Origin of the sequence: Streptomyces sp. NPDC057136 (genome assembly GCF_042670885.1) — a bacterium.
GTDB lineage: Bacteria > Actinomycetota > Actinomycetes > Streptomycetales > Streptomycetaceae > Streptomyces.
Window position 1 is genome coordinate 1 of sequence record NZ_JBHUUV010000029.1, and the last position, 24,087, is coordinate 24,087.

A 24,087-nucleotide genomic window follows, 5' to 3' on the forward strand; every position below is an offset into this window, starting at 1 on the left:
GCCGCGGCACCGGGTGGTGCGGCGGCCCTCGCCGTCGTCCTCGGGCAGGCCCGTCGCCGGGCGCTGTCCTACCGGGGCTATCCGCCGCCCCCGAAGAACCCGCCGTTTCCGTTGCCGTTCCCGCCGTTCCCGGTACCGTCCGTCGTTCCGTCGGTCGTGCCGGTGGTATCGGTTCCTTCGGTGGTCCCGGCCGTATCGCTTCCGTCGGTCGTCCCCTCGGTGGTCCCACCGTCGTCCGTACCGGCGTTGGTTCCGCCGTTGTCCTTGCAGTCCGGCGAGCCCCAGATGCCGCAAGTGGTACTCGGCGTGGGGGTCGGGGAAGAAGGCGTCGGCGACGGGGACATGGTCGAAGGTTCGGCGGAGGGCGTCGGGGAAGCGGTGATGGTCGGCGTCGGCGTCGGGCTGGCCGCACCACCGCCGTACATCTTGTCGCCCCACGGCTGCGGCTTCGGGAAGTTCTTGACCTTCTGGCCCTTCATGGCGGCGGCCATGTAGTCGTGCCAGATCTGCGCGGGGAACGAAGCACCGTGGATCTGCTCCTCGCCACCCGTGCCGTACATCTTGAGGAACTCGCGCTCCTTGTTCTTCTCGTCGTCGTCCAGACGGAACATGCTGATGGCGGTGGACAACTGCGGGGTATAGCCGACGAACCACGCCGACCGGTTGCCGTCCGTGGTACCCGTCTTCCCCGCCACGTCACGGCCGGGCAGCTGCGCCGGCGTACCAGTACCGTTCTCGACGACGTTCTTCAGCACATCGGTGACGTTGTCCGCGATGATCGGATCGAGCGCACGATTCGGCTTCGAGTCGTGCTGGTAGACCGGCGCGCCCTTCTTCATGACCTTGGTGACCGAAAAGGGGTCGCGCTGCATACCACTGGTGGCGAACGTCGCGTACGCGCCGGCCATCCGGATGGCGCTCGGCGAGGACGTACCGATGGAGAACGACGGAACGGTCGAATCAGCCATGTAGTCGTCGTCGCGCAGCCCGACGGCCATGGCGACGTCCTTCACCTTGTCGGTGCCGACGTCCATACCGAGCTGTACGTAGGGGGAGTTGGCGGACTGCTCCATGGCGTACCGCAGATCGATGTCGCCGTATGACTGATCGCCGTCATTGGTCTGTCGCCACTGCTCCCCCTTTTCGTTCTGCCACACCTCGCCGTTGTACTGCGTGATCTTCAGCAGGTTGTCGCCGTTGTAGATGCTCTTCGGGGAGACCGGCGTGCGTTCCGACTCGCTCTGGTCCGCGTCGAGCCCGGGGTTGCGCTTCCCGTACTGCATCGCGGCCGCCAGCACGAACGGCTTGAAGGTCGAGCCGACCTGCGCACCGGTCGGATCGGCGTTGTTGGTGTAGTGCTGCGTCGCGTCCCGGCCGCCGTACGTGGCGACAATGGCACCGGTGCTCGGGTCGACCGACGCGCCGCCGAACTGGACGTGGGTGTCCTTGGTGGGGCGCTTCTTCGCGTCGATGTTCGCGGCGTCCACGTCCTCGACAGCCTTCTTGAGCTGCTTGACCTTCTTCTCGACGAAGGTCGTGTGGATCTCGTACCCGCCCTGGGCGAGTTCGTCAGAGGTGATGTCGGTGTTGTTGAGTACGTACGACTTGGCGAGGTCGACCAGGTATCCGGTCTGACCGCCCAGCTGCGCGTTCTTACGGGGCGACACCGGCATGGGGAACTCGTCGTACGTGGCGCGCTCCGCCTCCTCCATCCTGCCGTCCTTGACCTCCTCGTCAAGGATCCACTTCCAGCGGTCCTCCGCCCGCTTCCGGTTCTTCTCCTTCGTGGCCTTCACAGAGTCGACTTCCGGGACACCGGCCGGGTCGAAGTAGGTCGCGCCCTTGAGCAGCGTGGCCAGGAAGGCGCACTGGCTCGGGTCCAGGTCCGTGGCGTCCTCTTTGTAGTACGTACGGGCCGCGGCCTGAAGTCCCCAGGCGCCACGGCCGTAGTACGAGACGTTGAGGTAGCCGGCCATGACTTCGTCCTTGTCCATCTCGCTGCCGACCTTGAGCGTGATGAAGAGTTCCTTGAACTTCCGGCTGAGGGTCTGGTCCTGGTTCAGCCTCGAGTTCTTCACGTACTGCTGGGTGATGGTCGAGCCGCCCTGGGTCTCACCGCCCTTGGCCATGTTGAACACGGCTCGGGCGATACCCATGGGGTCGATGCCCTTGTCGTCGTCGAACGACTTGTTCTCGGCCGAGATGACGGCATCCCGCATGGCCTCAGGGATCTGCGCGTAACTGATCTCCTGGCGGTTGACCTCACCACCGGTGGCAACCAGCTGCGTGCCGTCGGCCCAGTAGTAGACGTTGTTCTGCGCTCTGGCCGCGTCACTGACCTTGGGCGGCACGACCATCGCGTACGCGACCCCGGCCACGCCCATCAGAACGCCGAGGAAGCTGAGACACACCCCGGAGACGAGCTTCCACGACGGCACCCAGCGGCGGAAGCCGTACTTCCCGTAGCGCGGGTAGTCGATGAAGCGCTTCTTGCCCGGGCGGCCTCCTGCGCCACCCCGGCCGCGGCCGGGGCCTTCGTGGCCGCCACCGCCGCCTCCACCGCGACGGCGGCCACCGCCGCCGGCTCCGGAGCTGAGCTCTTCGGCGTCTCTGCGGCGTCCGCCGCCGCGCTGGGCGGCGCGGCGGGCCTCGGCGCGGCTGCCGTACTGGCGTTCCTCGCCGTACGAGTCGGAAGGTGATTCATTGGCAACTCTGCGTGACGGTGTTTCGCGACGTCCTGCAGGCTGGGCGGCTCGTCTGGCCGCGGCGCGTCCGCCACCTTGCGGTTGCGACGTTTTGCGACGGTGCTCGCTCATGGAACGACTACTCCTCGGGCAGGCGAGAGCGCCTGGAAGCGGCAGTTGAGATCCGGTCCCCCCGAATTACGGACAAACCCTGCGGAGGGCTCACCCGCAGCGCATCCGGCAGTCCGCGAAGACTGACGCTCGGGAGCGCCGCACGGTTCCCGGTGGTCTGCATGCCGCCCAGACTACGCACGGCCAAAACGCATCTAGCGCCGAAGTTCACCCCAAATGACGCAAGTCGCTTCCTACGAATTGGTGATGTGACGCCGCTCACGAAGGCTGCCCTTGTCGAAGCAGGCCGACCGATCTATCGTGCTGATGTATCGAGTCGATACATCAGCACGGCATAAGTTCCACTCAAGAGCTCCGCGGGAGCGTCCGGAGAAGGAAGAGGAGGCGAAGGTGAGCAGACGCTCAGGCATCCTCGAATTCGCCGTACTCGGCCTCCTCCGCGAATCCCCGATGCACGGGTACGAGCTGCGCAAGCGCCTCAACACCTCGCTGGGGATCTTCCGCGCCTTCAGTTACGGCACCCTCTACCCCTGCCTCAAGACGCTGGTCGCCCATGGCTGGTTGATCGAAGAACCGGGAAATGCTCCGGCAGAGCTTCCTCCCACCACGGGCCGGGCGGTCGCTCCCGCGTCTTCACTCGCAGGGCGCCGGGCCAAGATCGTCTATCGGTTGACGGCAGAAGGTAAGGAGCACTTCGAGGAGCTGCTCTCGCACACCGGCCCGGACTCCTGGGAGGACGAGCACTTCGCCGCTCGTTTCGCCTTCTTCGGGCAGACGGAGCGAGAAGTGCGGATGCGTGTGCTGGAGGGCCGCCGCAGCAGGCTCGAGGAGCGTCTCGAAAAGATGCGCGCCTCGCTCGCCCGCACCCGTGAACGACTCGACGACTACACGCTTGAGCTGCAGCGACACGGCATGGAGTCCGTGGAGCGCGAAGTGCGCTGGCTGAACGAGCTCATCGAGAGCGAGCGCTCGGGACGGGACCAGCGAAGGTCCCCGACCGAGGGTTCGCCTCAACAGGACACATCAGGAGAGACGGGCGGCCTGCCCCGGCACCGGGATTCCACCCGGCCGGATCCGTCCGACGACACCACCAAGTGAAAACCCCGCAGGTCCGCAAGGTCTCAGCGGGGAACACCGAGAACACACAGGGAGCAATCGGCATGGGTTCGGTTCGCGTAGCCATCGTTGGTGTAGGCAACTGCGCCGCCTCGCTGGTGCAGGGCGTCGAGTACTACAAGGACGCCGATCCGGCCGGCAAGGTGCCCGGTCTGATGCACGTCCAGTTCGGCGAGTACCACGTCAGCGATGTCGAGTTCGTCGCCGCCTTCGACGTCGACGCGAAGAAGGTCGGCCTCGACCTCGCGGACGCCATCGGCGCCAGCGAGAACAACACCATCAAGATCGCCGATGTGCCGAACACGGGCGTGACCGTTCAGCGCGGCCACACCCACGACGGTCTGGGCAAGTACTACCGCGAGACGATCGAGGAGTCCGTCGAGGCCCCGGTCGACATCGTCCAGATCCTCAAGGACAAGCAGGTCGACGTCCTCGTCTGCTACCTGCCCGTCGGTTCCGAGGTCGCTGCGAAGTTCTACGCGCAGTGCGCCATCGACGCCAAGGTCGCGTTCGTCAACGCTCTCCCGGTCTTCATCGCCGGCACCAAGGAGTGGGCCGACAAGTTCACCGAGGCCGGTGTCCCGATCGTCGGCGACGACATCAAGTCCCAGGTCGGCGCCACCATCACGCACCGCGTGATGGCGAAGCTCTTCGAGGACCGCGGTGTCATCCTGGACCGCACGATGCAGCTGAACGTCGGCGGCAACATGGACTTCAAGAACATGCTCGAGCGTGAGCGCCTTGAGTCCAAGAAGATCTCGAAGACGCAGGCCGTCACCTCGCAGATCCGCGACCGCGAGATGGGTGCGGACAACGTCCACATCGGCCCGTCGGACTACGTGGCCTGGCTGGACGACCGCAAGTGGGCGTACGTGCGCCTCGAGGGCCGCGCGTTCGGCGACGTTCCGCTGAACCTCGAGTACAAGCTCGAGGTCTGGGACTCCCCGAACTCCGCCGGTGTCATCATCGACGCCGTGCGTGCAGCGAAGATCGCCAAGGACCGCGGCATCGGTGGCCCGATCCTCTCGGCGTCCTCGTACTTCATGAAGTCCCCGCCGGTGCAGTACTTCGACGACGAGGCCGCCGCCAACGTCGAGAAGTTCATCTCGGGCGAGCTCGAGCGCTAGTCCGAAGCTCTCTGACCTGCTTGTTTGCCCTCATCGGGCATCCATAGCGAGCAGCACCAAGGCGCCGCCCCCACCTATCCGGTGTGGGCGGCGCCTTGGTATGCGTCGGTCTTCTGCGCTCTTCGGCGGGCTGAGTTCCTTGATCATCTCCCAGATTTCTCCCCGCCTAGGTGGACGGTCTCCCGATTCGGCCAGGCTCGTACCGCGTGCCGGCGGCGGCCGCGCGCACCTGCCGCTGCTCCTCCTCGCGCAGCACGCAGCTGCCGCACATGACGAGGACGACCCCTCGGATGGCGGCGATGGGAGTGACCATCCGCTGATCGTCGTGGCATCGGAAGCACGTCCCGCCGGGCTGCCAGTCGTACGGCTCGAGGATCGCGCCTGGCGAGTACACAGCCGGTTCGGGATCCGCCTCACCGCCACCTGCCTCCGGATGTGGGGAGTGGGGCGTAGTCGGTAGCCACGCAGGCCGCGCCGGGCCATCCCGGGTGCGATGCGGGCGCCCGATCCAGTCGGGCTGGTCCGTCACTGCTGAGCTCTTTCGTTGAAGTCGGGCCTATTCGACCCATCCTCCAGTATCGAACGTTTATGCGATAACGCAAGATCAAGCAATTTGCCTGGCCAGGCAATGACAATACGTGACGATCGGGATTCCTTGGGCAAATGCCGATCAAGCCGCAGCCCGAGTGGGTGCTCTCCCAGCGGCGCACAGTCGGCGACCGCATCCGAGCCGCTCGCCTTGCTGCGAACCTGTCTCAGATGCGCCTCGCCACCATGCTCGGCGTAGACCACCGCACGATCCACCGCATCGAGCACGGCACCAGTGATCCCGGCCTCGGCCTGCTACTGATGCTCTCGAATGCCGTCGATGTCCCTCTGGCCGAACTGATGCGGGAGTAGCCCCGCCCGCGGCTGGCCGGCGTCAGCCACGGGCGGGAGTTTCAGCGGTCGCGCCGTGCCGCAGCCAGCCGATCCGCTCGGGTTCGCTGGAGCCAGATCAAGTTCTCCAGGACCGAGTTGCGCTCCGCTCGCCGAGGTGCTGCGGGCCGCTCAGGTGCCGGGGTGTCAGTCGCGGTGGTCTTGGTGGTGGTCATGAGCTCTCCCGGTGGCAGCGGCAGGCGCAGTGCAGGCGCTCGATCACGCGGCCGCCCACGGTGACGGTGTGCGGCCCAGCGCAATGCCGGTGCCCTCCCGCCCAGTCGGAGGCCGTGGCACTCCGGCACTCTGGAGACCGGTAGGCAGCCTTCGGCCGCTCGTCCAATGTGGTCACCGAGCTCATCCGAAGTGCTCCGCCCCGATACGCGGACCCGTCTGCGGGCCATACAGGTGGGCGTGCTCACGGCAGGCGTACACGCTGGTCCCAGCCCCGGACGAGGAATGCACCTCATCGACGGCGACCGGGTCGCGGGTCAGCTGTCCGTCGTGGCAGCAGTACTCAAGCTGTGGCAGTGCCTGTTCGCTCATGGTGGCCTCTTTCCGACCCGACTCGGCTAAGAGCACCATCGTCTGGAGGACATCCGACCGATCCGATATGCAGGCCCTATCACCCGGGCATATCGTGCCGGGATGAGTAGTCGGGGACTCTGGGCAGACGTCAAGCTGCGTGCCGCATGGGCACGCCAGGACTGGGCTGCCATCCTTCGCGAATACCGGCGCGCCGCGGGCTTATCGCAGCGCGGCTTGGAGCCGCTCGTTGGGCTTGCGCAGCCTGACATTTCCGCGATCGAGTCGGGCCGCAGGCAGGTGACGTCAGCCGAGGTGATGGCCCGCATCACCGAAGGACTCTCCGTGCCCCCAGAGTTGACCGCGGTTGCCAGCCGCCCCGATCTCGATGACTGGGCGCCGCCCGTAGAGCTTCGCGAACGGATCGCGCACGGGCACGCAACCGGCCGCACCGACCTGCGAACCGCCGACTGGATCGGCGAAGTCCTCGCCCAGCACCGTCGCGCCGAGGACGAGATCGGCGGACTCGACCTCTGGCCGGTCGTCCGCTCCCAGCTCGATGCCGTCACCCTGCTTATCCCCGGAACCACTGGGCCGGCCGCCGATCGGCTGATGCTCCTCGCCGCAGAACACGCGCACTGGCTGTCGTGGGTGGCGTGGCAGCAGGAGCGCACCGGGCCAGCGCTGGCGTGGATCGATGTGGCGCACGGGTGGGCGGTCGACGGCGGGCACACGGACATGGCGTCGTGGGTGCACCGCATCCGCTCGTACTACTCGCTCAAGCACGGCGACCCGGTGCGGGCGCTCCGTACCGCCGAGGCCGCCCGGCACACGGTCGGTCTGTCCCCGGCGGCAGCGTCGGTGGCCGCGCACCAGGCCGCTGCCGCCGCGGCTGCGCTGAGCGAGCGAAAGCGCGCGCGGCTCCTGGCCGACGAAGCGCTCGAACTAGCCCTCCAGGTACCCGACGAGGGCGACCGTCCGGGCTGGCTGTACTGGCTCGACCCTGTCCGCGCCATGCTGCAATCCGCAGACGCGGCTTACACCTGCCACGACTGGCAGGCCGCAGCAGACGGCATCCGTGCGGCCCTGCCAGGACTCACCGGGTACCCGCGAGACCAGGCGTACTACCAGGCGCGGATGGAAGATGCCCAGCGAAGGATCTAGTCCTCGACCGGGTCCATCTTGAGGACGCTGGGTGCGGCACCCGGTTCGAGCGTCTTCTGAATGGCGGCGTACACGTGGCCGAGTGCCGGCCCGAACGACACCATGGTTCCGCCGATCTCCCGGGGCTCCTCGGGATGGGGGTCCTCGATCTCGAAGACCTCTGTTCGCTTTTCGAGGTCGGCCGGCTCGTAGTCGTCCGGGCCGACACCGGGCGGGATGATGCTGTACGTGATCATGTACTTGAACGTGGCCATGGGTCCTGATCGTAGCGGCGGCCTCGGACATGGGGCGGCCCTCCGGGGAGTCGGGTCCGCGGAGGGCGCTCCGGCCAGAGTAGCGGCCCGAGTTGGGCAGCACCCCCTGGACGCACGAATATGCCCCCTGCCCAGCCCGAGGGCCAGACAGGGGGCAGCGCTCTATCCGCTGAGCATGGTGGCGAGGATGCCGCCGCCAGCACCGAGGGCGGCGGCCACGCCCGATGCCGTCCACACCCGACGCTCCAGCGCGGTGACGCGGATCGCCAGAGCGGCAGCCGCGGTCTCCGCCGCGAGGAGCCTTTCGCCGGTGTGCATGTTCCGCTCGACCAACACATCCAGTTTGCCGTCGAGCTGAGTCAGACCTTTGTCGAAGGTGCCGCGCATTCGCTCCAGCTCTACAGCCACCGACGGCCCCACAGTTGGGGCCTCCGGCGGCATCACTCGCGGTTCCGTACGGTCTCGGTGATGCCCGGTCCCTCCGTCCCGCCGGACGTGGCCACGGCGGTCAGCACCGCCAGGAGCGCGGCTCCACCAGCGAGCGACAGGCCATCCCCCCAGTCCGCGTGGATGAGTCCTACGGTGTCGAGACCGAGAGCGGCCACCAGGGCCTGCGCGCCGGTGCGGAGCGAGCGTTCGCCGGTCGCTGTCCAAAATGCCTTTGTGAACATGGTGTCGTCCTTTCAGGACCAGAGGAGGTGCCAGGTGAGGGGGCCGGGGTAGCCGTCGGCGTCGCCCCGGAGTTGCTTGTGGGAGCGCTGGAAGTCGGCGACGTTCTTGCGGTCGGCCTCGCCCCAGGACGTGGAGGGGCCGACGCGGTAGTGCCGGCCGAAGCCGCGGCGCACCAGCTGCTCGCCGAGCCGCTTGATCGCGGTGCTGGACTTGCCGGGCCCGAACGCGGCGCGGCCGGGGTACGGCGGCCGCGCGGGCGGTGCGGGCTTCGGCGGCTTGGGCTTGACCGGCGGGGCAGGCTTGTCGTCGTCCAGGCGCTCGTCGATCCGGTCCCGCATGTCGTCCATGGAGAATCCGCGCGGGTCGATCTTCCCGGGCTGCCACTCCCGGTGGCCGATCACCGACGGGGCGTCCCAGCCCATGAGGCGGCAGACTGCGGCCGCGGCCCGCTCGATCGCTTCGAGTTGGGCGGCGGGCCAGGGGTCCTTTCCGTCGCCGAAGTTTTCGCACTCGAAGCCGAAGAAGTGTCGGTTGCCGTCGGTGTTGGCCTCGTTGTCCTCGGGCGTCGGCTGCTCGGCGATGACGGCCTGGAGGACGTCGTCGTCGCCGAGGCCGGCGTGGTTGGTGCGGCCGTAGCCGACGAGGTGGACCCGGCCGTCCTTGGCGATCACGCCGTGGCAGAGCGGACCAGGCAGGCTCGCGTGACCGTCGCGGCAGAGTTCGACGGTGCGGGCGGTGCCCTTGGTCACGGTGTGATGGATCATCACGCCGTGAACCGGACCGAACGGGCCCTTGTGGTTGCGGTTGTGGGTACGCCAGTCGCCGACCTGGACGACGGTCAGGCCCTCATCCTGCAGGGCTCTGAGGAATGCGTCTGCGGACGGTGGTGCGGCCATGGGCTGTCTCCAGACATGGAAGAGGCCCCGGCCGTGTGGCTCGGGGCGGACAGGGCGGGGCAGGTCAGACAGGTGCAGGCGCAGGGACGTAGCGGCGGACAGTAAGGCGGCCGACCTGGTCGACGGTCAGGGTGTCGCCGGTCTGCCACGCAGTGCTGTGCGCGTCCGCGCGGAGAGCGACGACCATGCGGTGCCCGGCCGGCCAATCAGCAGGCACCTGGTACGGAACAGCGACGGGCAGGACGAGGTGGTGCAGGTCCCGGAAGACGTTCATGCCGACGCTGCCCGCCTCCTCGTCGAGGCGCCACCACGGGCCCGCAGTTCCCTCCCCGGAGTCACAGTCGTAGGCCCACAGGTGCGCGCCGACACCGACGGGGTAGGCCACGGGCGTGATGTCGTTGGTGACCTTGAACCAGGCGTCGACGTCCAACAGATCGCCTGCGTCCACAGGGACGACGACGCGCATGATGGTGACCCAAGTTGCTGCGGACAGGTCGACCTTCAGGCTGGTGGGGACAACCTCGTTCGTCGAGTGGAACCCGGTCAGTGCCAGGTCGGACGTGCTAATGATCGTCATAAGGCAGGCTCCACAATCAGCTCTCGGAGGACGATGGGTGTCAGCTGACGGGGCTTACCGAGATGGACCGGGCGAAGAGGTTGCCAGTCCCGGCAGCGACCATGCGGTGGCAGACGACGGCGTTGTACGTCGAACCCGGGGTCAGGCCGGAGACGATGAAGAACATGCCCGCCTGGACCCTGCTGGCAGCGCCGCTGACGTTGGGTGACTCCAGGCAGTTCTCGTTCAGCCCGTCCTGAACGACGGTGCCCGCGCCGAGCGTCCCCCCCGTGCGCAAGGCGAAGCCGACCTGCGCAGCGACCGCGGACGCCGGTTGGAAACGGGCGTGCCAGTCAACCCGGACCCGGCCCGTTGTAGGTGCGGTAAAAACGACGCCCACCACGGGAGTGCCGGACACGAACACGATGTCGGTGAAACCCGAGATGTCCGACGCGTCGTTGGCATACGGCACGGGTGGTGTGTCCAGGGCCTGGACCGTCGTCCCGGCCAGCAGATCAGGCATTGCGCCCCCTTCTCATAGTGCTCGAACCGTGGGCCGGGCCAGGCTGATTGGAGTCCCTGCCGCCTGGGCCTTGACGATGCCGTTCCGGGCGCGAACCACCGTGAACGTCTGCGGAGATGACGCCCCGCTGATCGCGGTGACAGACACCGTCTCCCCACCCACCGTCATCAAGATCGGCATGTTGCCCGCCGCCGTCGTCCACAACGGCCCCAGCGTCGTCGCCACCGACAGTGAAGTCGCCGACGATGTTGCAGACGAGGCCAACTGGCTGCCTGCGGTGTCCCGCTTGCCGCGCGCCGCGTCGTCCCGGATACCGATCTCCCAGGGGCCGGCGGGCGAACAGTTCGCCGCGATCGTCCACTCGTAGAGATCGAGGACCTCGGTGTAGCCGCGCATGTGCTGGTCAATCAGGCCCGGTGGCAGCCAGGGCGGCAGATCGGAGATGGTGAGCCGGTCGCCGATGTCCAGTTCGAGGACGTCGTCGATGAGGTGTGGTGCGGCGTGCAGCCACAGCATGATCGTGGGGTAGCGGGCCTCGTCCCAGGTGCCCAGGTGGACGCGCCAGGCGGCGATCTGATCGGGCTGTCCGTCGCTGTACAGGGCCAGCGTGATGGACTCGTCGTAGATGCCGACCCCGGCCGGGGGTGGCTGAGCGGACAGGGGCCCGGTTTCCGCGACGGTGCGCCCGGAGCTGCCGCCCAGCCTCGTGACCGTGACGTCGTTGCGTACACGCTGGTCGTCCTCGGTCGGCTCCAGAGGCGGCGGCACCTCACCCTCCGCCGTGTAGCTGAGGGCCAGGCCGACGCCCTGGTTGTAGAGGGACTGCCGGTCCCGGTACACCAGCCCCGTCCGGTCCAGGTGCTCGTACAGGACACCACCGTCGGCGGCCGCGGCCTCCTCGACCAGATCCAGGAGGGTGCCGGGGCGCTGAGGGCCCATGCGCTCCGAGGGCGTGGTGTAGTCCTCGCCCCGCCAGGAGAGATTGACCTGCGCGCCCTCCTCGGCGGCCAACCGGGCCAGCCGTGCTAGTGCGGTCTCGCCGTTGAAGCCGTCATCGGCGTCAGCGAAAATCCCGCTGCCGGGCGGTGCGGTCAGGGCGGCAGATGTGGCCGGGACATCGAACACCGCGAGGTGCCCAATGACCATGTCAGCCGTGCCGGCACCCCAGCCCCCAGACACCCCGCTCACCGCGCCCTGCGCCCCCACGAACCCGGTGCGTGCGATCCACAGACCGCCGTCCACGATGTTGCGCCAGGACACGTACAGGCGGCACGTGCCCGCGTCGTTGGCGGTGTAGACCGCCAGGCGATTCCACGTCGCCGAGAAATCGGCGAGCGCTGCGGCGTCGGTGTACGTGAACGCGGCGAGGACCGCACCGTCCGCGCCCTGCGCCTCGATCCGGACACCGGCAGTGCTGGCGTAGACGACGGCGGTACGCATGACGGACCCGGTGACGGCCACGCGCAGCAGCTCGGTCTGCAAAGCGGGCAGCGTCGGCAGCAGGTAGACGTGCTCGACCTGCCAGCCGCTGGCCGTGCTCTGCGGCACCGTGCCGCGCATCGACGATGGGCTGCCCAGTCGTGGCAGTGCCGATGAACCGCCGAGCGAGTCGTCGGCGGCGAAGTCGAAGCCAGTCACATTGAGGGGCGTCACCCCTGGCAGCGGGGAGTAGGCCGCCGTTGCCTCGGCGCCGTCCTCCATCGGCCAGTAGGCAATGAGATTGGGGTCGGACGGGATGCGCCGACGCAGCGTCGAGTCCAAAGCCTTCCGGCCCTGGCCCAGGCGCCGCGTCACCCCGGCCGCTTCGAGCGGTGTGTAGACGTCCTTCCCGGACACGTCCCATCGGGGCGGCCAGGAGGAGACCTCTCCGTGGAATCTGAACCGGCGGTCGCTGATTTCGGCGTCGGCTCCGAGAGTCCAGGTGCGTCCCGCAGTGTCCGTCCATCCGGTGACGCCCTCGGCCAGGGCCCGGACGTCAGGCGACGCAACGACGGTACCGCCGATCCCGGAACGGACCTCGGCCCGGTGCACTCGCCCCGCCACGGGTGTTACCCCCGTGGCGGCGACCGGTGCGATTTCCAACGTGGCTGTCCCGGCAAAGATGCTGGTCGCTGGGGTGTTGCTCAGCGAGTCGCCGATCTGAGTCCACGGACCGTCCATGGATGCGGCCCAGTAGAACCGGACGGTGAACCCGCCAGCGCCGTTGTCCGCGTCCAGGGTGGCCCGCAGCGCTGCGCGTTTCGGCAGCGCGGGAAGCGGCACCTGGGCAAAGATCGAGGCGCTTCCGGCGGGCGACCAGTTGAGGATGAGGACACCGTCGAGGAGCCGGAGCAGGTACGAGCGTTGGTTCGTGGCGGAGACCCACTTACCGATCAGAGACTGTGAGCCCGTCGAGTACCAGTCCACAGTTGCCTCGATCCGCAGGTCGAGATCCCCCACGATGTCGAGGGCAGCCGCATCCGGCGTGCGGGCGTAGGACGTGGCGCTGCCCTCAAGCGACAGGTAGGACTCCGGACCCTTCACCGACACCCGGATCGGTGTGTTGCGGCCGATCAGCCCGTAGTGCGGGCCCATCGGATTCTTCGGCGTGTACCGGCCGTCGCGGTTGTTCACGGTGAGGGAGCATCCCGACGGTTCGGTGCTGCTCGCCTCGTCGGGAGCTCCGCGGGCGATGGTGATCGGGTCGCGGGTGTAGACGTCCGTGCTGATGTCCGTCCACACCCCGCCGATCTGCAGCTCGGTCCGCACGTCCAGCGGTGTCTGGGGGAACGTCACGCCGTCGCCTCCTTCCCGTAGCCAAACGCCTTCTGCACGCTGCCTCGTCCGTCCTTGCGGACGATGCCGCGGATGAACCGCTTGCCCTCTTCCGCACCCACCAGCTCGATACGCACGGTCTGCGCACCGCCGCCCGCCATGAGGAGCGGGGCAGCTGGCCGGGCCAGCATCGGGCCGCCGGCCCCGGGTGGCGGCGGCGGTTTCACGCTGTCGGCCATGGCCTTGTCCAGCGGGGCCTGGCCGTCGGCCATGCCCGTGATGATTCCGGCGGGGATCATCGCCCCGACCTCGTCCGCCATGAGCGTCGACGGCGAGTGGATACCCAGGGCTTTTTTGATGCTGGCGGCCATGCCCTTGGCGATGCTGGCCATCTGCTTTTCGATGGCCTTCTGCTGGGACTTGAGTCCCTTGACCAGGCCACGGGCTGCCTGGATCCCAGCCCCGTACATGGCGGTCCCGGCGGTTGCCCCGGCCTGCCCTGCGGCGCCGACCAAGGCCCCCTGGGTGGCGTTGATCTGGCTGATCTGGCTCTTGGACGCGAGAGCCAGCGCGGTCGCTGCGCTGGAGCCTTGCTCAACTCCGGCCTGCGCGATCTGCGCGATCAGGTCGCTGCGGACGCCCTTCTTGCGGAGGGTCGCCAGCTGCGCGGCGAACTGCTTGGCCTGCGCCATTTTCTGCGTGAGGGTTGCGAGGATCGTCTGCGCGGTGACTGGACCACCGGTTGCGCCTGCGGTGATGTTCGCTGAGTCGAGGACGCCCTTCTTCACGTCCGCGGCGAGCTTGTCCCGTGCCTTGAGCTGATCGGACAGGGCCTTGGTCGCCGTCTTCATCCGGGCAGCGACCCGCACCTCCTGGTTGGCGAGCGCCACCAGGCGCTTGGATCCGGCGCCGATCTTGTCGAGCGCGGCGGACCGCTTCTTCCCCGGGGCCAGGCCGTCACGGACGATGTCCGCGAGTTTCTGCGCTGCGGACTTGACCTGCTTGGCCGACCCGGTGAGGCCTACGACGAGACCGCGCGCGATCCAACGCCCTTGTGCGGCGGTGACCTTGGACGGAGATGAGATCCCCAAGGCCTTGGCGATCGGCCCGGGAATCACCGACTTGGCGAACCCGATGACCTTGGACTTGATCCAGCCGCCCATGGCTTGGATGCCCTGCCACAGGCCCTCTACGACGTTCCGGCCCTTCTCCACGAGAAGCGCACCGAGGTCGCCGACGGCTCCCTTGATCTTGCCTGGGAGCCCGGACACGAACGCTGCGAGCTGCACGATCTTCAATGCGATCTGGAGCTTGAGCCGGTCCCAGGCTTTCAGCAACGCGGCAACGAAGTTGACCACCGTGTCGCGGATCGAGGTGCCAACGCTTTTGATCTTGCCCCAGATCCAATTCCACACTGCCCCCGTCATCGATTTGATCCGGTCCCAGTTCGCGACGATGAGGATGACCAGGCCCACGATGATGGCGATGACCCAGCCCACGGGGCCCATCGCGATCAGCCACTGTGCGGCCATGACGACGGCCCAGGCGACTGCCCGGGCGGCCATCATCAGGAACTGCGCGGCCGCGACCAGACCGGCACGGACCACCGCGGCGATCCACGTTCCGATCGATACGAGGGCGCTGCCTACCCACGCGGCGGCGGTCGTTGCCGCGGACAGCACGGCTGCCCCGGCGATACGGGCGTAGGCCATCAGTCCCATCGCCATCATCCGGGTCCAGTTCCCAATGACGGTCCAGCACGATGCGGAGATCACGGCGTGCGCGGCCGCGACCGCGGACGCGATCGTGGTGTAGGTGAACATCGCGACTTTCGTGGCGACGACCGCAACGGCCAGGGCGACGAACGCGTAACCGAGCGGCTTGACGACCGCCTTGTTGTCGGAGGCGAACGAGATGATCGCGCCGGTTGCCTGGCCGAGCTCCACCATCACGGTTCGTTTGAACTGCTCGAGCTGGGCGGCGTTCGTGCCGCCCATCGACTCCATCAGCCGGTCCATCGCACCGTCGGTCTTGTCCATGCCAGCGGCCGCCGCTGCAGCAGCGGGATCCAGCGCGTACAGGGCGTCGCCCATCACGTTCGCCGGGTCCCCGAACAGCGCGGCGGCCGCGTTGAGCTTGGTCTGTTCGTTCGACGTCCCGCGCAGGGCGTCGAGCGTCATCGACAGGGCCTCCTCGGCGGAGGCGCCCCCTGCTCCGATCTTCCGCGCCATGTCGCTCGCGCTCAGCCCGATCGACGTGTACGCGGCGTCAACTGCTGTGCCTCCGGCCAGGGCCCGCTCGCCGAACTGGCCGATGGCGTCGGCGACCTGGTCGGCGTCGCGCGCACCGCCCTGCAGGCCCTGCGCGATGAGCCCGGTGGCGGTCTGCCCGTCCAGGCCCACCCGGCGGAACTGGGTGGAGTACTCGTTGAACGTCTCGAGCAGGTCGCCGCTCTTGTCCGCGGCTGTGCCCAGGCCAACGGCCAGGATGTCCAGTGCCTCGTCGGCGTCGTCGGCCAGCCCGGTGCGGACCATCTGGCCGGCGGCGGCCGTCGCCATGGTCAGGTCCTGGTCGAAGGTTTTCGCCAGCGCCAGGGTCTTGGACGTCAGTCCTTCAAGCCCGCCCTCGGCCTGCGAGGTGTCGCCGATGTTGGCGTACACGCCCTTGACCGCGAGGTTGACCTCGTCGATCGTCTCGCCCCACGCGTCTTTGTAGACAGACGCGGAGACCTGTGCGACCTCGGCGGCCTCGGCCGGGCCGAGCTGCAGCTGCGCGGACAGCTTGGCCCCGGCGGCCTCCATGTCCAAGCCCTGCACGACGCTGGCGCCCAGGAGCGCAGCGAACCCAGCGCCGATGGTCGCGGCCGCCGTGTTGAACTTCTCGCCCATCGCGGACACTTCGGCCGAGGCGCGGTCCCGCGCCACGAGGTTGAACACCAGTGACGTGTCGCTCATGGCGGGCCCCGCTCTCTGTTCAGTTGTTCGCGGCCTCGTCGGTGGCCTGCTTGTATGCGTCCAGCCAGGACAGCACTGCGTCGGTCTGTTCTACGGTCATCAGCTGCCATTCCCACGGCCTGATCTTGAGCAGGTGGGCCGCGTTGCCGAGCTGCGCTACTCGGCGATCGGCAGCCCCGCTTTTCCCTCAGTCGAGGTGTCGTCGTAGGCGGTCTCGATCGCGGCATCGATCTTGATGAGCGAGGCCGCGAGTTCGTCACCGTGCTGGGTGTCGACGATGTTCTTGCGGATCTCCTCCCACTCCTGGCGGGAGTACTCCAGAGACAGTTCGTCCCACGCGAAATCGACGTCCTCGAACTTGGTCTTGGGGTGATCGCGGCGCAGGAAGGTGAAGAGGAGGGCGCGCCTGCATCGGGAGTTGCCCTGCAGGACGTCCTGGGTGAACTGGCTGAAGTTGCGTTCGGTGCGGCGCTCGATGTCCTCGCGCTCCACCGACATGAGCTTCTTCGGGTTGTAGTGCCAGCGGGTCGGCTCGTTCTGTCCGTCGGGCTCGTAGACGAGATACATCAGGCGTTTCCTTGTCGTGCTCGGGACGCGAGGCGGGCGGCCATGTCTTCCATGGCGTCGAGGACCGCGCGTCGGTGCTGGTCTGCGTCGTTCTGAAATGCCTCGTCGAACCACTCCCGTTTGCCGGTCTGGGTTCGCCACGGTTCGCGACCGTAGGAGAGGGTGCGCCATCCGCCGGAGCGGCGGTTCGTGCGCTTCGGGGCGTTCGCGAATCCACGCAACCCTGGTGTCTTGAAGGCTTTGACCCTGGCGCCAGACCACCGGCCGCCGAGCTTGACCTCGGGGCGGATCTTCTTGGCGATGGCTGACCGCAGGCCGGGCCCGGTGCTGGTACCGGATGAACCCATGGCCATGATTCCGGACTTGGCCTGCGCGGCGCCCGGGCGCAGGGCGTCGCGCATGTTCTTGGCCAGGTCCTTGCGCAGGGCTTTGCCGTCGGCCTCCTGGCGGATCGCTCGCACCAGGGCGTCAAGGCCCTCGTGCGTGACCTGCAGGTCGAACGGCGGGCCGGCGGCCATCAGACCGTGGCGCGGACCACCGCGCCCGAGGTGGGGTATCCGACCGAGACGGACGCCTCGTCGCCCACGCCGCCCTCGATGGGGTTCCATCCGTTGACGAGGACGTTGCCGGTCCACTCCGGGTTGGACGTGGACTTCACGGCGTTGTCCAGGCGGACCACGAACGGAACGACGGTGCCGAGCAGCGGCCACATGATCGAGTCGATCTTTGTTGCGGCGACGTCCTGCAGGAACTCGAGGCTGAGTTCGCCGCTCTTGAGCCCGCCGAGGACTTCCTTCCAGCCGAGGCTGGCGTAGGTGGTGACGTCCTTGTCCTCGACCTCCACCGTCACCTCGGCTTTGCGGGCGTACGCGCTGAGGTCGTTACCGCCGAGGCTGACGAACGCCGCCAGCAGAATCATCTTTGCCATGGTCGATCACCTGATTCCGAGAGAGACAGCGAACATGAACGAGGGGGTGGTGCCGGTCACCGTCCAGGCGATCCGGTAATACGTGTCCGTGATGGCGAGGCCGTCGGTACGCAGCGCCTGCCCACCGGGCGCGGTGGCCGCGGCGAACGAGCCGCGGGTGACCGGCGTGGTGAAGCCAGGCGCGTCGTCGGATTCGACGGTCACCGTGATGGAGGGGGCGGCAGTGCCCGCCACGGACAGGACGTGCAGGGCGGCATAGAGCCGCTTACCGGCGGGGACGGCGCCGAGCTGCAGCGCGGTGCCGGACCCGGCGGCGGTGCGGGCGAGGCCGGGCGGGTGCGCGATCTGTCCGCGCACCAGCGGCCACGAGGATTTGACCGTCCCGGACCACGGGGCGATCTCGCCGACGGCGTCACCGACCTTGTAGTCGGCGCGCATCCCCTGCACCAGGTAGGCCAGGGCTCCGACCACCGAGTCGGTGGGGCACACGGTGTACGGGCCGACTCCGCCGAGGTTGGCCCAGGAGGAGTTGTCGACCTTGGACGGGTCGCCTGCTTCCCACTGGCCCTCGGCCGAGATCTCGGCCGAGCCGAGCCCGCCGAGGACCTCCTTCCACCCGCCGCTGCGGTAGTTGGTGGAGTCCTTGTCTTCGATCTCCGAGGTGAGTTCGATCTTGTTGGAGGCGCCGGACAGGTCGGCGCCCGGAGCGAACAGGCGGGCGTCGAGCAGCACGAACTTAGGCACGGCTACCCCTCTCCGATGATCTTGATAATGAGTTCGGCGCCGATGTAGCTGGCGCCCTGGTGCTCGTACCAGCGGTAGCCCTGGACCCGCATCACGTGCAGGTCGTCTGCCAGGCCGCCCAGCGCGAGCTCGCCGGGCGCGCCGCGCGCGGCCTCGATTGCCGCCTTGAGGGAGCCGGGGCCGGAGCCGGACAGCATGGCGTCCAGGAGACGCTGCGCGGCCTCGTCGTCGGCCAGGCCGACCAGGACCCGGCACGTCAGCTCGACCACGTCCAGGCCCCGGTTCATGGCCCGGTCGAACTCCACCGAATACTCGCCACAGAAAAAGTGCGGTTCGGTCACCGCGTCCGGGGTGAACCCGGTGCACGTCAACTTGGCGGACACCGGGAGCACGACCGTGCTCGCAGCCTCCGCGATCGCCCCCCGCACGGCGGACATCTGCATCGGTTGCCCCTCCCTAGCCGAAGCCGTCGAGCACGTACTGCTCGATGAGATTCCAGACGTCCGGGTCGCGGCGGGACAGGCGCACCACGCCCCACTCGGCCGAGCCGGTCACGCCCTCCGGGCTGTCCTTGCGACGGAAGAGGCGGGCGGCCTGGATCAGCGCGGCCTGCTCGATGTCGTGCGGTACGGCCGGCCATCCGTAGCGGGCGGTGACCCGTACCCGCGATGTGCCGCCGCCCCAGCTGCCGCCCAGCCGGACGAGACCGGTCACCGGCCGCTCGTCCAGGAGGGCGTTGTCCGGGGTCGTCTCGTAGCCGGTCACCGGGGACCAGGAGGCACCGGAGCCGGTCTCGACCACGAGGCCGTCCGTACTGCCGACGTCGTCGACGAGCAGGACCTCGCCGTCGTCCTCGCAGACGGTGCGCCCGCCAAGCCGGTACGTGCGGGTGACCGGTGTCGGGTCGAGCCAGAACCTGCGGCCTGTGGTCTTGTCGATGCTGCGCGACGCTGAGGTCAGCGCCCGCTGTACGAGCGACAGCCGCGGGTCGTCGTCCTCGAGCTTGAGCATCAGGCGCAGCGTGGCCACGTCCGCGTAGTCCTGGGCCACCGGGGTTACCCGGCCTGGCGGCGCGCGGCAGCCGTCTTCTTGGCCGGCGGCTTGTCCTTCGTCTCCTGCGCCTCCTGCTCCAAGGTGGCTGCGGGAGCGGGCGTCTCAGCCGCGGTCTGCTGCGCCGGGTCCTCGGGCGTGCGGCCGGTCGGCTCGCCCTCGCCCTGGTCCTCGTCGTCGGTGTGGCCCAGGCGGTGCAGCTGGTCGTTGACCTGCTCGACCCGGTCGGGCTTCTTCTGCTGCTCGTACGAGGCGCGTTCGCGCAGCAGCGCGGCGATCATCGTCTGGTCCGAAGTGACCATGGTGTTTCCTCTCAGAAGATCGTGACGTCAGCGGTGTTCGTCACCGCGGTGTTCGCCGAGTACGTCAGGCGAAGGAAGCGCCACGGCGAGCCGGGGCGCAGGAGGCGGTGCGTGGTGCCGGCCGTCGTGATGGCGAACGTGGCGACCGACGGGGTTTCCGGGGTAGCCGGATCGGCGTACGCGGCGGGGAACCAGTTGGTGCCGTCCGCGCTGCCCTCGATCGCGTACGTGCACGTCGGGGTGGCGGCCACGGTGGTGGTGATGGTGAGCAGCGCGGGCCGCTCTGTGGAGGCGCCCCGGTCCACGATGTGGGTGGAGGCGCCGTTGCCGGTCTGGCTGGCGGAGATCCGGGCGGAGTTGGGCAGCCGGTCTCCGCCCAGTGCCTGCAGAGTTGCCATGGTCGTCCTCTCCCAAGGAGCGGCCCACGCGGACAGGCCCGGCCGCTCCGGGATGGGAGCGGCTGGGCCTGCCGTGTGGGGAGGGTCAGAACGCCGGAGTGACCAGGCCGGTGCCGGTCACCTTCTGCATACCGTTCGAGTACCGCCCGAAGGTGTACGCGAAGTAGGAGTAGGCGACCAGGAGCACGCCGAGGGTGGCGGCCTTGGCCTGCTCGGCGCGGATGAACATCGGTGCGCCCTCGTCCTCCCAGACGTGGCACTCAGCCGACGGGACCACGAACAGTTCGTCCTCGTTCGTGCCCACGCCGAGGTTCGTGGCGATGTTGTTGTCGACGACGACCTCGAGTCCGCAGGGCAGAACGCCGCGCGGACCGGACGCGTACGAGGACTGGGAGTTGGCCGTGCCCGCGGCCTGGACCGGGACGCCCGTCCAGTTGATCATCGGCCAGACCGACGACATCTGGCTGGACAGCCAGTACCAGCGGCGGCTGCTCATCACCGCGTGGGACGGCCGGCCCATGGCGAGCAGCGCAGCCTCCACCCCGCTCGCCGCCCCGAGGATCTTCGGGTACAGCTCGGCGCCGGTCGGGGTGCCATCGGTGTACGCGGTGGCCTGCGCCACGGCGGACAGGCCGGTGGATGCCTGGTTGATCAGGGTGTTGTCCATGACGGTCGCGACCCGGTTGAACAGGTCCTGCATCGTGACGTCCTCGATGCCGGTGCCTCGGTCGATCGCCTGCCGGGAGACGGTCTGCTGACCGGCCGCGGTCTGCACCGGGACGGTCAGGAGCGTGTCGTCCATGTTCGTCTCGGCGGTCGGGTCGTTCTCTGCGGCCTGCAGGGCGGCGGACGACGCGGTGGTGATCCGGCTGATGTTCACCGACATGCCGGACTCCGGCAGCGGGTGCCGGTTGCAGATGTCCGCGAACGGCCGGAGGTTCGCCGTGGCCGGGGCGTACATGTCGGTCAGGTACTGCGGCACGGTCAGACCGCTGAATGCGGACGTGCCGACGGCGCGCTGCAGGTACTCGGCCCGCTCCACACGCTCCTCGGCCATGTGCCTCGACAGCCTGCTCGAGGACTCCACGTCCTGGTAGAGGAACTGGCGGGAGACATCCATCAGGAACGACTTGCCGTGCGGGTCCTGGTCCTTGCGGTAGGTCCGCTCCTCGTTGCCGACCCGGGCGACCTGGTCGTACGAGGGGCGCCGCGCCTGCGTCGGCGTGACCGTCTTCGCCTCGGCCTGCCGCTCCATCTCCTCGGCCTTGATCTTGTTGGCGTTGGCCAGCTTGTTCTCGATGCCGGTCACGTCGCCCTTGGACTGGTCGCGGGCGGCGAACAGCTCGGCGACCCGCTCGTCCTCCTCGACCGTGAGCGAGGAACGGCCGTCCTGCTGGGCCTTGTCCAGGATGAGCTGGATCTCGGCGCCGCACTTCTTACCGCGCTTGTGCGCGGCCTCGAGCTCGACCTCGATCGAAGCGATCAGGTCGTCGATGGTTCCAGGCATGGTGGTGCCCTTCCGGTAGATCGGTGGAGTGGTGGTGTGCGGCGCGACCAGGTGGCCCGGGCGATCTGCCGGGCATGACGAGGTCCCGCCTCCGGGCGATCTGCCGGAGCGCGTGCCGTCGGTGGATCGGGGGTGGTGCTCAGTCCTGGCCGGCGTCGACCAGGAGCTGGGTGCGCAGCATGGTGATGGAGCGCCCCTGCGCGGAGGGTGCCGCCGGGGCCGGCGCGGGCGTCGGCGGCGGAGTGAAGGCCGGGGGCTTGGCGCCGAGGTCGGCGCGCGCGGTGAGGCGGGCGAGTGCTTCGCGTGCCATGAGTGGCGGCATGTTCGGGATCGACGCGAGGAAGTCCCCGGACCGGGCCGACACCGACGTGTGCGGGTTGGCTCCGTACGTCACCGGTCCGACATCACCGCGGTTCAGGTCGAATGAGTTGATGCGGTACTCGGTGTAGTCCGGGGACCACTGGCCCGAGGTGATGCGGAACATGAACGACTGCTCTCGCACGTCGTCGTCCTCGAGGGCCTGGACGAGCAGCTGCACATCGGCCCGCTTGGGGTTGAGCCACGCGCGCTGGCCGAGGCCCGCGTCGTCGGCCCACAGCTGCAGCCGCTGGTTCCTCGTCCCCGCCATGGGAGTGCCGGCGTGGTTGAACCGGAACACCACCTCCGGGTCGGCGGCGAGCGTGGCGTCTGCAGCGCCGTGGCTGACGACCTCGGTGTACGGCCCGTAGAAGTCGTACATCTCGTAGCCCTGCTCGAACGCCGAGGCGTAGCCCGAGACCTCGTACCACTCCTGATCCTCGCGCATCACCTTCTTCGCACGGAGCTGGGAGCGGAACCGGATCTCGGGGGACTCGGGCCGGTCGCGGGGCAGGGCGGTCGCCGGGGCGTTGGTGTCTGCGGCGGCGGACCGCGCGGCGGCGGCCTGCGCGCGCAGGGCGGTCATCGTGCTCATGGGGTCGTCCCTCCGGGGATCGCGGGTTGCGGAGCGGGCGTGGTGCCCTTGCCGAACAGCCGGTCGAACTCGGCCAGCTGGGAGTCGGTGAACGGCGGCCGGTCCTCGAGCTCGCGGGCCTCGGAGGGGGCGAGCTGCCGCGACTCGATCTGTGTGCGGAACATCGCGGCCCGGGCCTGCGGGTCCATGCGCAGCAGCGCGTCGCTGTTGAGCTTCACGAACCGGGGCCGGGAGGTCAGCGACGACAGCGCGTCCTCGCGGCGGATGATCGCCGGGCCGAGGCTCATCACGAGGAACTGCAGGTTGCGCTGCGTCATGTTGGCGTACGTGACGGAGCTTCCCGAAACGGCCGCGTCGATGAGGTCGCCGGGAGCGTCGAAGAATCTGGCGATGTCGCCGATGCCGTACCGCTTGGCCTCGATCCATTCCGGCCCGGCCGCCTCGGCCTGGATCATCTTGTATTCCCAGTCCTGCCCGGTCACGAACAGATCTTGGTTCGCGGTCGCCGCCTTGAACCGGCGCTTCGTCTCCTCGGCCTTCTCCGGGCTGACGGTCTTGGCGGTGTTCTTCAAGTGGGCCGAGGGCACGGCACCGTTGGAGAACCAGTCCAGGGCGAACTGCTGAATGGACAGGTACTCGCCGATGGACCAGGCGGCGAACGCCACCGGGGACAGCCCGACGTGCAGGCCGGACATCGTGTACTGCTTCTCGTGCCAGATGACCGACGGGTCGTACTCGGTGCTCCCGATCCGGTACTTGGCCAGCTTCCCCTTACGGACGATCACCGTGACCTCGGCGACGGGCACCAGCTCGATCCGGGACGGGAAGCCCAGCCCGTCCTTTGCGGTGATGATCCCGAACGCGTTGCCCGACCGGTCCAGGTCGAACTGAGTGCTGTACATCCACTCGAGCATCCCGACGTTCTCGCCGCCTGGGTTGACCAGCACGGGCGGCTTGGGCACCTCGACCTGGATGCCACCGACTCTGCGGTACACGTCAACCGGCATCGTCGACACGAGGTTGGCCCGCAGCCGCAGGCACGCCCACACCGCCGAGTTCCGCAGCGCGGTATCCGGCGTCACGGTCGCCGAGCCCGCACGCTGCGCCTGCCTCGTCGGGATCATCTGGTCAGCGGTCGGCGACGGCGTACTGCGGCGCGAGAACAGACTCACGTGTCCTCACCCCGCTTGCGTACGGCCGTGCCCTGCCGGGCGGCCAGGGACGAGCCGCCCAGGATGATGGCTCCGGCCACGGCCAGGCCCGCCCACCCGATGAGCGGGTATATCCCTGCGGCCGCGCCGGCCCCGATGAGCACCAGGCCCAGCACGTCCAGCCACGTCGTCATCCACTCACGCACCGTGCTG

At 68.4% G+C, this 24,087-nt stretch carries 27 protein-coding genes; 4 read left to right on the forward strand and 23 right to left on the reverse strand.

Translation table 11 applies throughout. The features are described from left to right. Positions 1-77: 77 nt before the first annotated feature. On the reverse strand, positions 78-2,816 hold the full coding sequence (locus tag ACFT7S_RS28095; protein ID WP_382736563.1) for a transglycosylase domain-containing protein: 2,739 nt from the start codon (positions 2,814-2,816) through the stop codon (positions 78-80). 390 nt (positions 2,817-3,206) lie between these two features. Between ACFT7S_RS28095 and ACFT7S_RS28100 the strand changes: the two genes are divergently transcribed. Then, positions 3,207-3,914, forward strand: coding sequence for a helix-turn-helix transcriptional regulator (locus ACFT7S_RS28100; RefSeq protein WP_382736565.1), 708 nt, complete (start codon positions 3,207-3,209; stop codon positions 3,912-3,914). 62 nt (positions 3,915-3,976) lie between these two features. Beyond that, positions 3,977-5,059: an inositol-3-phosphate synthase gene (locus ACFT7S_RS28105; RefSeq protein WP_382736566.1), complete on the forward strand. Its 1,083-nt coding sequence runs from the start codon at positions 3,977-3,979 to the stop codon at positions 5,057-5,059. 166 nt (positions 5,060-5,225) lie between these two features. On the opposite strand, the gene ACFT7S_RS28110 is transcribed toward ACFT7S_RS28105, so the two are convergent. Continuing rightward, complete coding sequence (locus tag ACFT7S_RS28110; RefSeq protein ID WP_382736568.1) at positions 5,226-5,372, reverse strand: hypothetical protein; 147 nt, start codon at positions 5,370-5,372, stop codon at positions 5,226-5,228. A 350-nt stretch (positions 5,373-5,722) separates the two neighbouring features. On the opposite strand from ACFT7S_RS28110, the gene ACFT7S_RS28115 reads away from it, so the two are divergent. After that, complete coding sequence (locus tag ACFT7S_RS28115; RefSeq protein ID WP_382736569.1) at positions 5,723-5,959, forward strand: helix-turn-helix domain-containing protein; 237 nt, start codon at positions 5,723-5,725, stop codon at positions 5,957-5,959. A gap of 375 nt (positions 5,960-6,334) precedes the next feature. On the opposite strand, the gene ACFT7S_RS28120 is transcribed toward ACFT7S_RS28115, so the two are convergent. Further along, a complete protein-coding gene (locus tag ACFT7S_RS28120) occupies positions 6,335-6,523 on the reverse strand; it encodes a hypothetical protein (RefSeq protein WP_382736571.1) in 189 nt (62 codons plus the stop codon). Positions 6,524-6,625: 102 nt separating this feature from the next. Between ACFT7S_RS28120 and ACFT7S_RS28125 the strand changes: the two genes are divergently transcribed. After that, a complete protein-coding gene (locus tag ACFT7S_RS28125) occupies positions 6,626-7,666 on the forward strand; it encodes a helix-turn-helix domain-containing protein (protein WP_382736573.1) in 1,041 nt (346 codons plus the stop codon). Here the strand turns inward: ACFT7S_RS28125 and ACFT7S_RS28130 are convergent. The 20 genes from ACFT7S_RS28130 to ACFT7S_RS28225 form a co-directional block, all read right to left on the reverse strand. After that, a complete protein-coding gene (locus ACFT7S_RS28130; RefSeq protein WP_382736575.1) occupies positions 7,663-7,920 on the reverse strand; it encodes a hypothetical protein in 258 nt (85 codons plus the stop codon). The genes ACFT7S_RS28125 and ACFT7S_RS28130 overlap by 4 nt on opposite strands. Before the next feature lie 162 nt (positions 7,921-8,082). Next, positions 8,083-8,328 (reverse strand): hypothetical protein, encoded by a 246-nt coding sequence (locus ACFT7S_RS28135; protein ID WP_382736577.1) that lies wholly within the window; start codon positions 8,326-8,328, stop codon positions 8,083-8,085. 32 nt (positions 8,329-8,360) lie between these two features. After that, entirely contained in the window at positions 8,361-8,591 is a 231-nt protein-coding gene (locus tag ACFT7S_RS28140; protein WP_382736579.1) for a holin, read from the reverse strand. Between the two features lie 12 nt (positions 8,592-8,603). Then, complete coding sequence (locus tag ACFT7S_RS28145) at positions 8,604-9,488, reverse strand: peptidoglycan-binding protein (protein ID WP_382736581.1); 885 nt, start codon at positions 9,486-9,488, stop codon at positions 8,604-8,606. Between the two features lie 64 nt (positions 9,489-9,552). Beyond that, on the reverse strand, positions 9,553-10,065 hold the full coding sequence (locus ACFT7S_RS28150; RefSeq protein WP_382736583.1) for a hypothetical protein: 513 nt from the start codon (positions 10,063-10,065) through the stop codon (positions 9,553-9,555). A gap of 40 nt (positions 10,066-10,105) precedes the next feature. Then, positions 10,106-10,567 carry a hypothetical protein gene (locus tag ACFT7S_RS28155; protein ID WP_382736585.1) on the reverse strand — a complete coding sequence of 154 codons (462 nt, stop codon included), beginning with the start codon at positions 10,565-10,567 and terminating at the stop codon, positions 10,106-10,108. Positions 10,568-10,579: 12 nt separating this feature from the next. Further along, positions 10,580-13,342, reverse strand: coding sequence for a hypothetical protein (locus ACFT7S_RS28160; RefSeq protein WP_382736587.1), 2,763 nt, complete (start codon positions 13,340-13,342; stop codon positions 10,580-10,582). Next, the gene (locus ACFT7S_RS28165; RefSeq protein ID WP_382736589.1) at positions 13,339-16,275 is read right to left on the reverse strand and encodes a phage tail tape measure protein; all 2,937 of its coding nucleotides are present in this window, start codon (positions 16,273-16,275) and stop codon (positions 13,339-13,341) included. Before ACFT7S_RS28165 ends, ACFT7S_RS28160 begins: the two co-directional genes overlap by 4 nt. 156 nt (positions 16,276-16,431) lie before the next feature. After that, the gene (locus ACFT7S_RS28170; protein WP_382736591.1) at positions 16,432-16,842 is read right to left on the reverse strand and encodes a hypothetical protein; all 411 of its coding nucleotides are present in this window, start codon (positions 16,840-16,842) and stop codon (positions 16,432-16,434) included. Beyond that, the gene (locus ACFT7S_RS28175) at positions 16,842-17,360 is read right to left on the reverse strand and encodes a hypothetical protein (protein ID WP_382736593.1); all 519 of its coding nucleotides are present in this window, start codon (positions 17,358-17,360) and stop codon (positions 16,842-16,844) included. Before ACFT7S_RS28175 ends, ACFT7S_RS28170 begins: the two co-directional genes overlap by 1 nt. After that, the gene (locus ACFT7S_RS28180) at positions 17,360-17,770 is read right to left on the reverse strand and encodes a hypothetical protein (protein ID WP_382736595.1); all 411 of its coding nucleotides are present in this window, start codon (positions 17,768-17,770) and stop codon (positions 17,360-17,362) included. Before ACFT7S_RS28180 ends, ACFT7S_RS28175 begins: the two co-directional genes overlap by 1 nt. A 6-nt stretch (positions 17,771-17,776) precedes the next feature. After that, positions 17,777-18,514 (reverse strand): hypothetical protein, encoded by a 738-nt coding sequence (locus ACFT7S_RS28185; protein WP_382736597.1) that lies wholly within the window; start codon positions 18,512-18,514, stop codon positions 17,777-17,779. A gap of 2 nt (positions 18,515-18,516) precedes the next feature. Next, complete coding sequence (locus tag ACFT7S_RS28190; RefSeq protein WP_382736599.1) at positions 18,517-18,957, reverse strand: hypothetical protein; 441 nt, start codon at positions 18,955-18,957, stop codon at positions 18,517-18,519. Between the two features lie 13 nt (positions 18,958-18,970). Then, positions 18,971-19,564, reverse strand: coding sequence for a phage gp6-like head-tail connector protein (locus ACFT7S_RS28195; RefSeq protein WP_382736601.1), 594 nt, complete (start codon positions 19,562-19,564; stop codon positions 18,971-18,973). 5 nt (positions 19,565-19,569) lie between these two features. Beyond that, positions 19,570-19,866 (reverse strand): hypothetical protein, encoded by a 297-nt coding sequence (locus ACFT7S_RS28200; RefSeq protein WP_382736603.1) that lies wholly within the window; start codon positions 19,864-19,866, stop codon positions 19,570-19,572. A gap of 11 nt (positions 19,867-19,877) precedes the next feature. Next, positions 19,878-20,264, reverse strand: coding sequence for a hypothetical protein (locus ACFT7S_RS28205; protein WP_382736605.1), 387 nt, complete (start codon positions 20,262-20,264; stop codon positions 19,878-19,880). An 85-nt stretch (positions 20,265-20,349) separates the two neighbouring features. Then, positions 20,350-21,771 (reverse strand): phage major capsid protein, encoded by a 1,422-nt coding sequence (locus tag ACFT7S_RS28210; protein ID WP_382736607.1) that lies wholly within the window; start codon positions 21,769-21,771, stop codon positions 20,350-20,352. 139 nt (positions 21,772-21,910) lie between these two features. Beyond that, a complete protein-coding gene (locus ACFT7S_RS28215) occupies positions 21,911-22,723 on the reverse strand; it encodes an HK97 family phage prohead protease (protein ID WP_382736609.1) in 813 nt (270 codons plus the stop codon). Further along, positions 22,720-23,895, reverse strand: a complete 1,176-nt coding sequence (locus ACFT7S_RS28220) for a phage portal protein (protein ID WP_382736611.1) — start codon at positions 23,893-23,895, stop codon at positions 22,720-22,722. The genes ACFT7S_RS28215 and ACFT7S_RS28220 overlap by 4 nt, the downstream gene beginning before the upstream one ends. Further along, a complete protein-coding gene (locus tag ACFT7S_RS28225) occupies positions 23,892-24,080 on the reverse strand; it encodes a hypothetical protein (RefSeq protein ID WP_382736613.1) in 189 nt (62 codons plus the stop codon). The genes ACFT7S_RS28220 and ACFT7S_RS28225 overlap by 4 nt, the downstream gene beginning before the upstream one ends. Between the last annotated feature and the right edge of the window lie 7 nt (positions 24,081-24,087).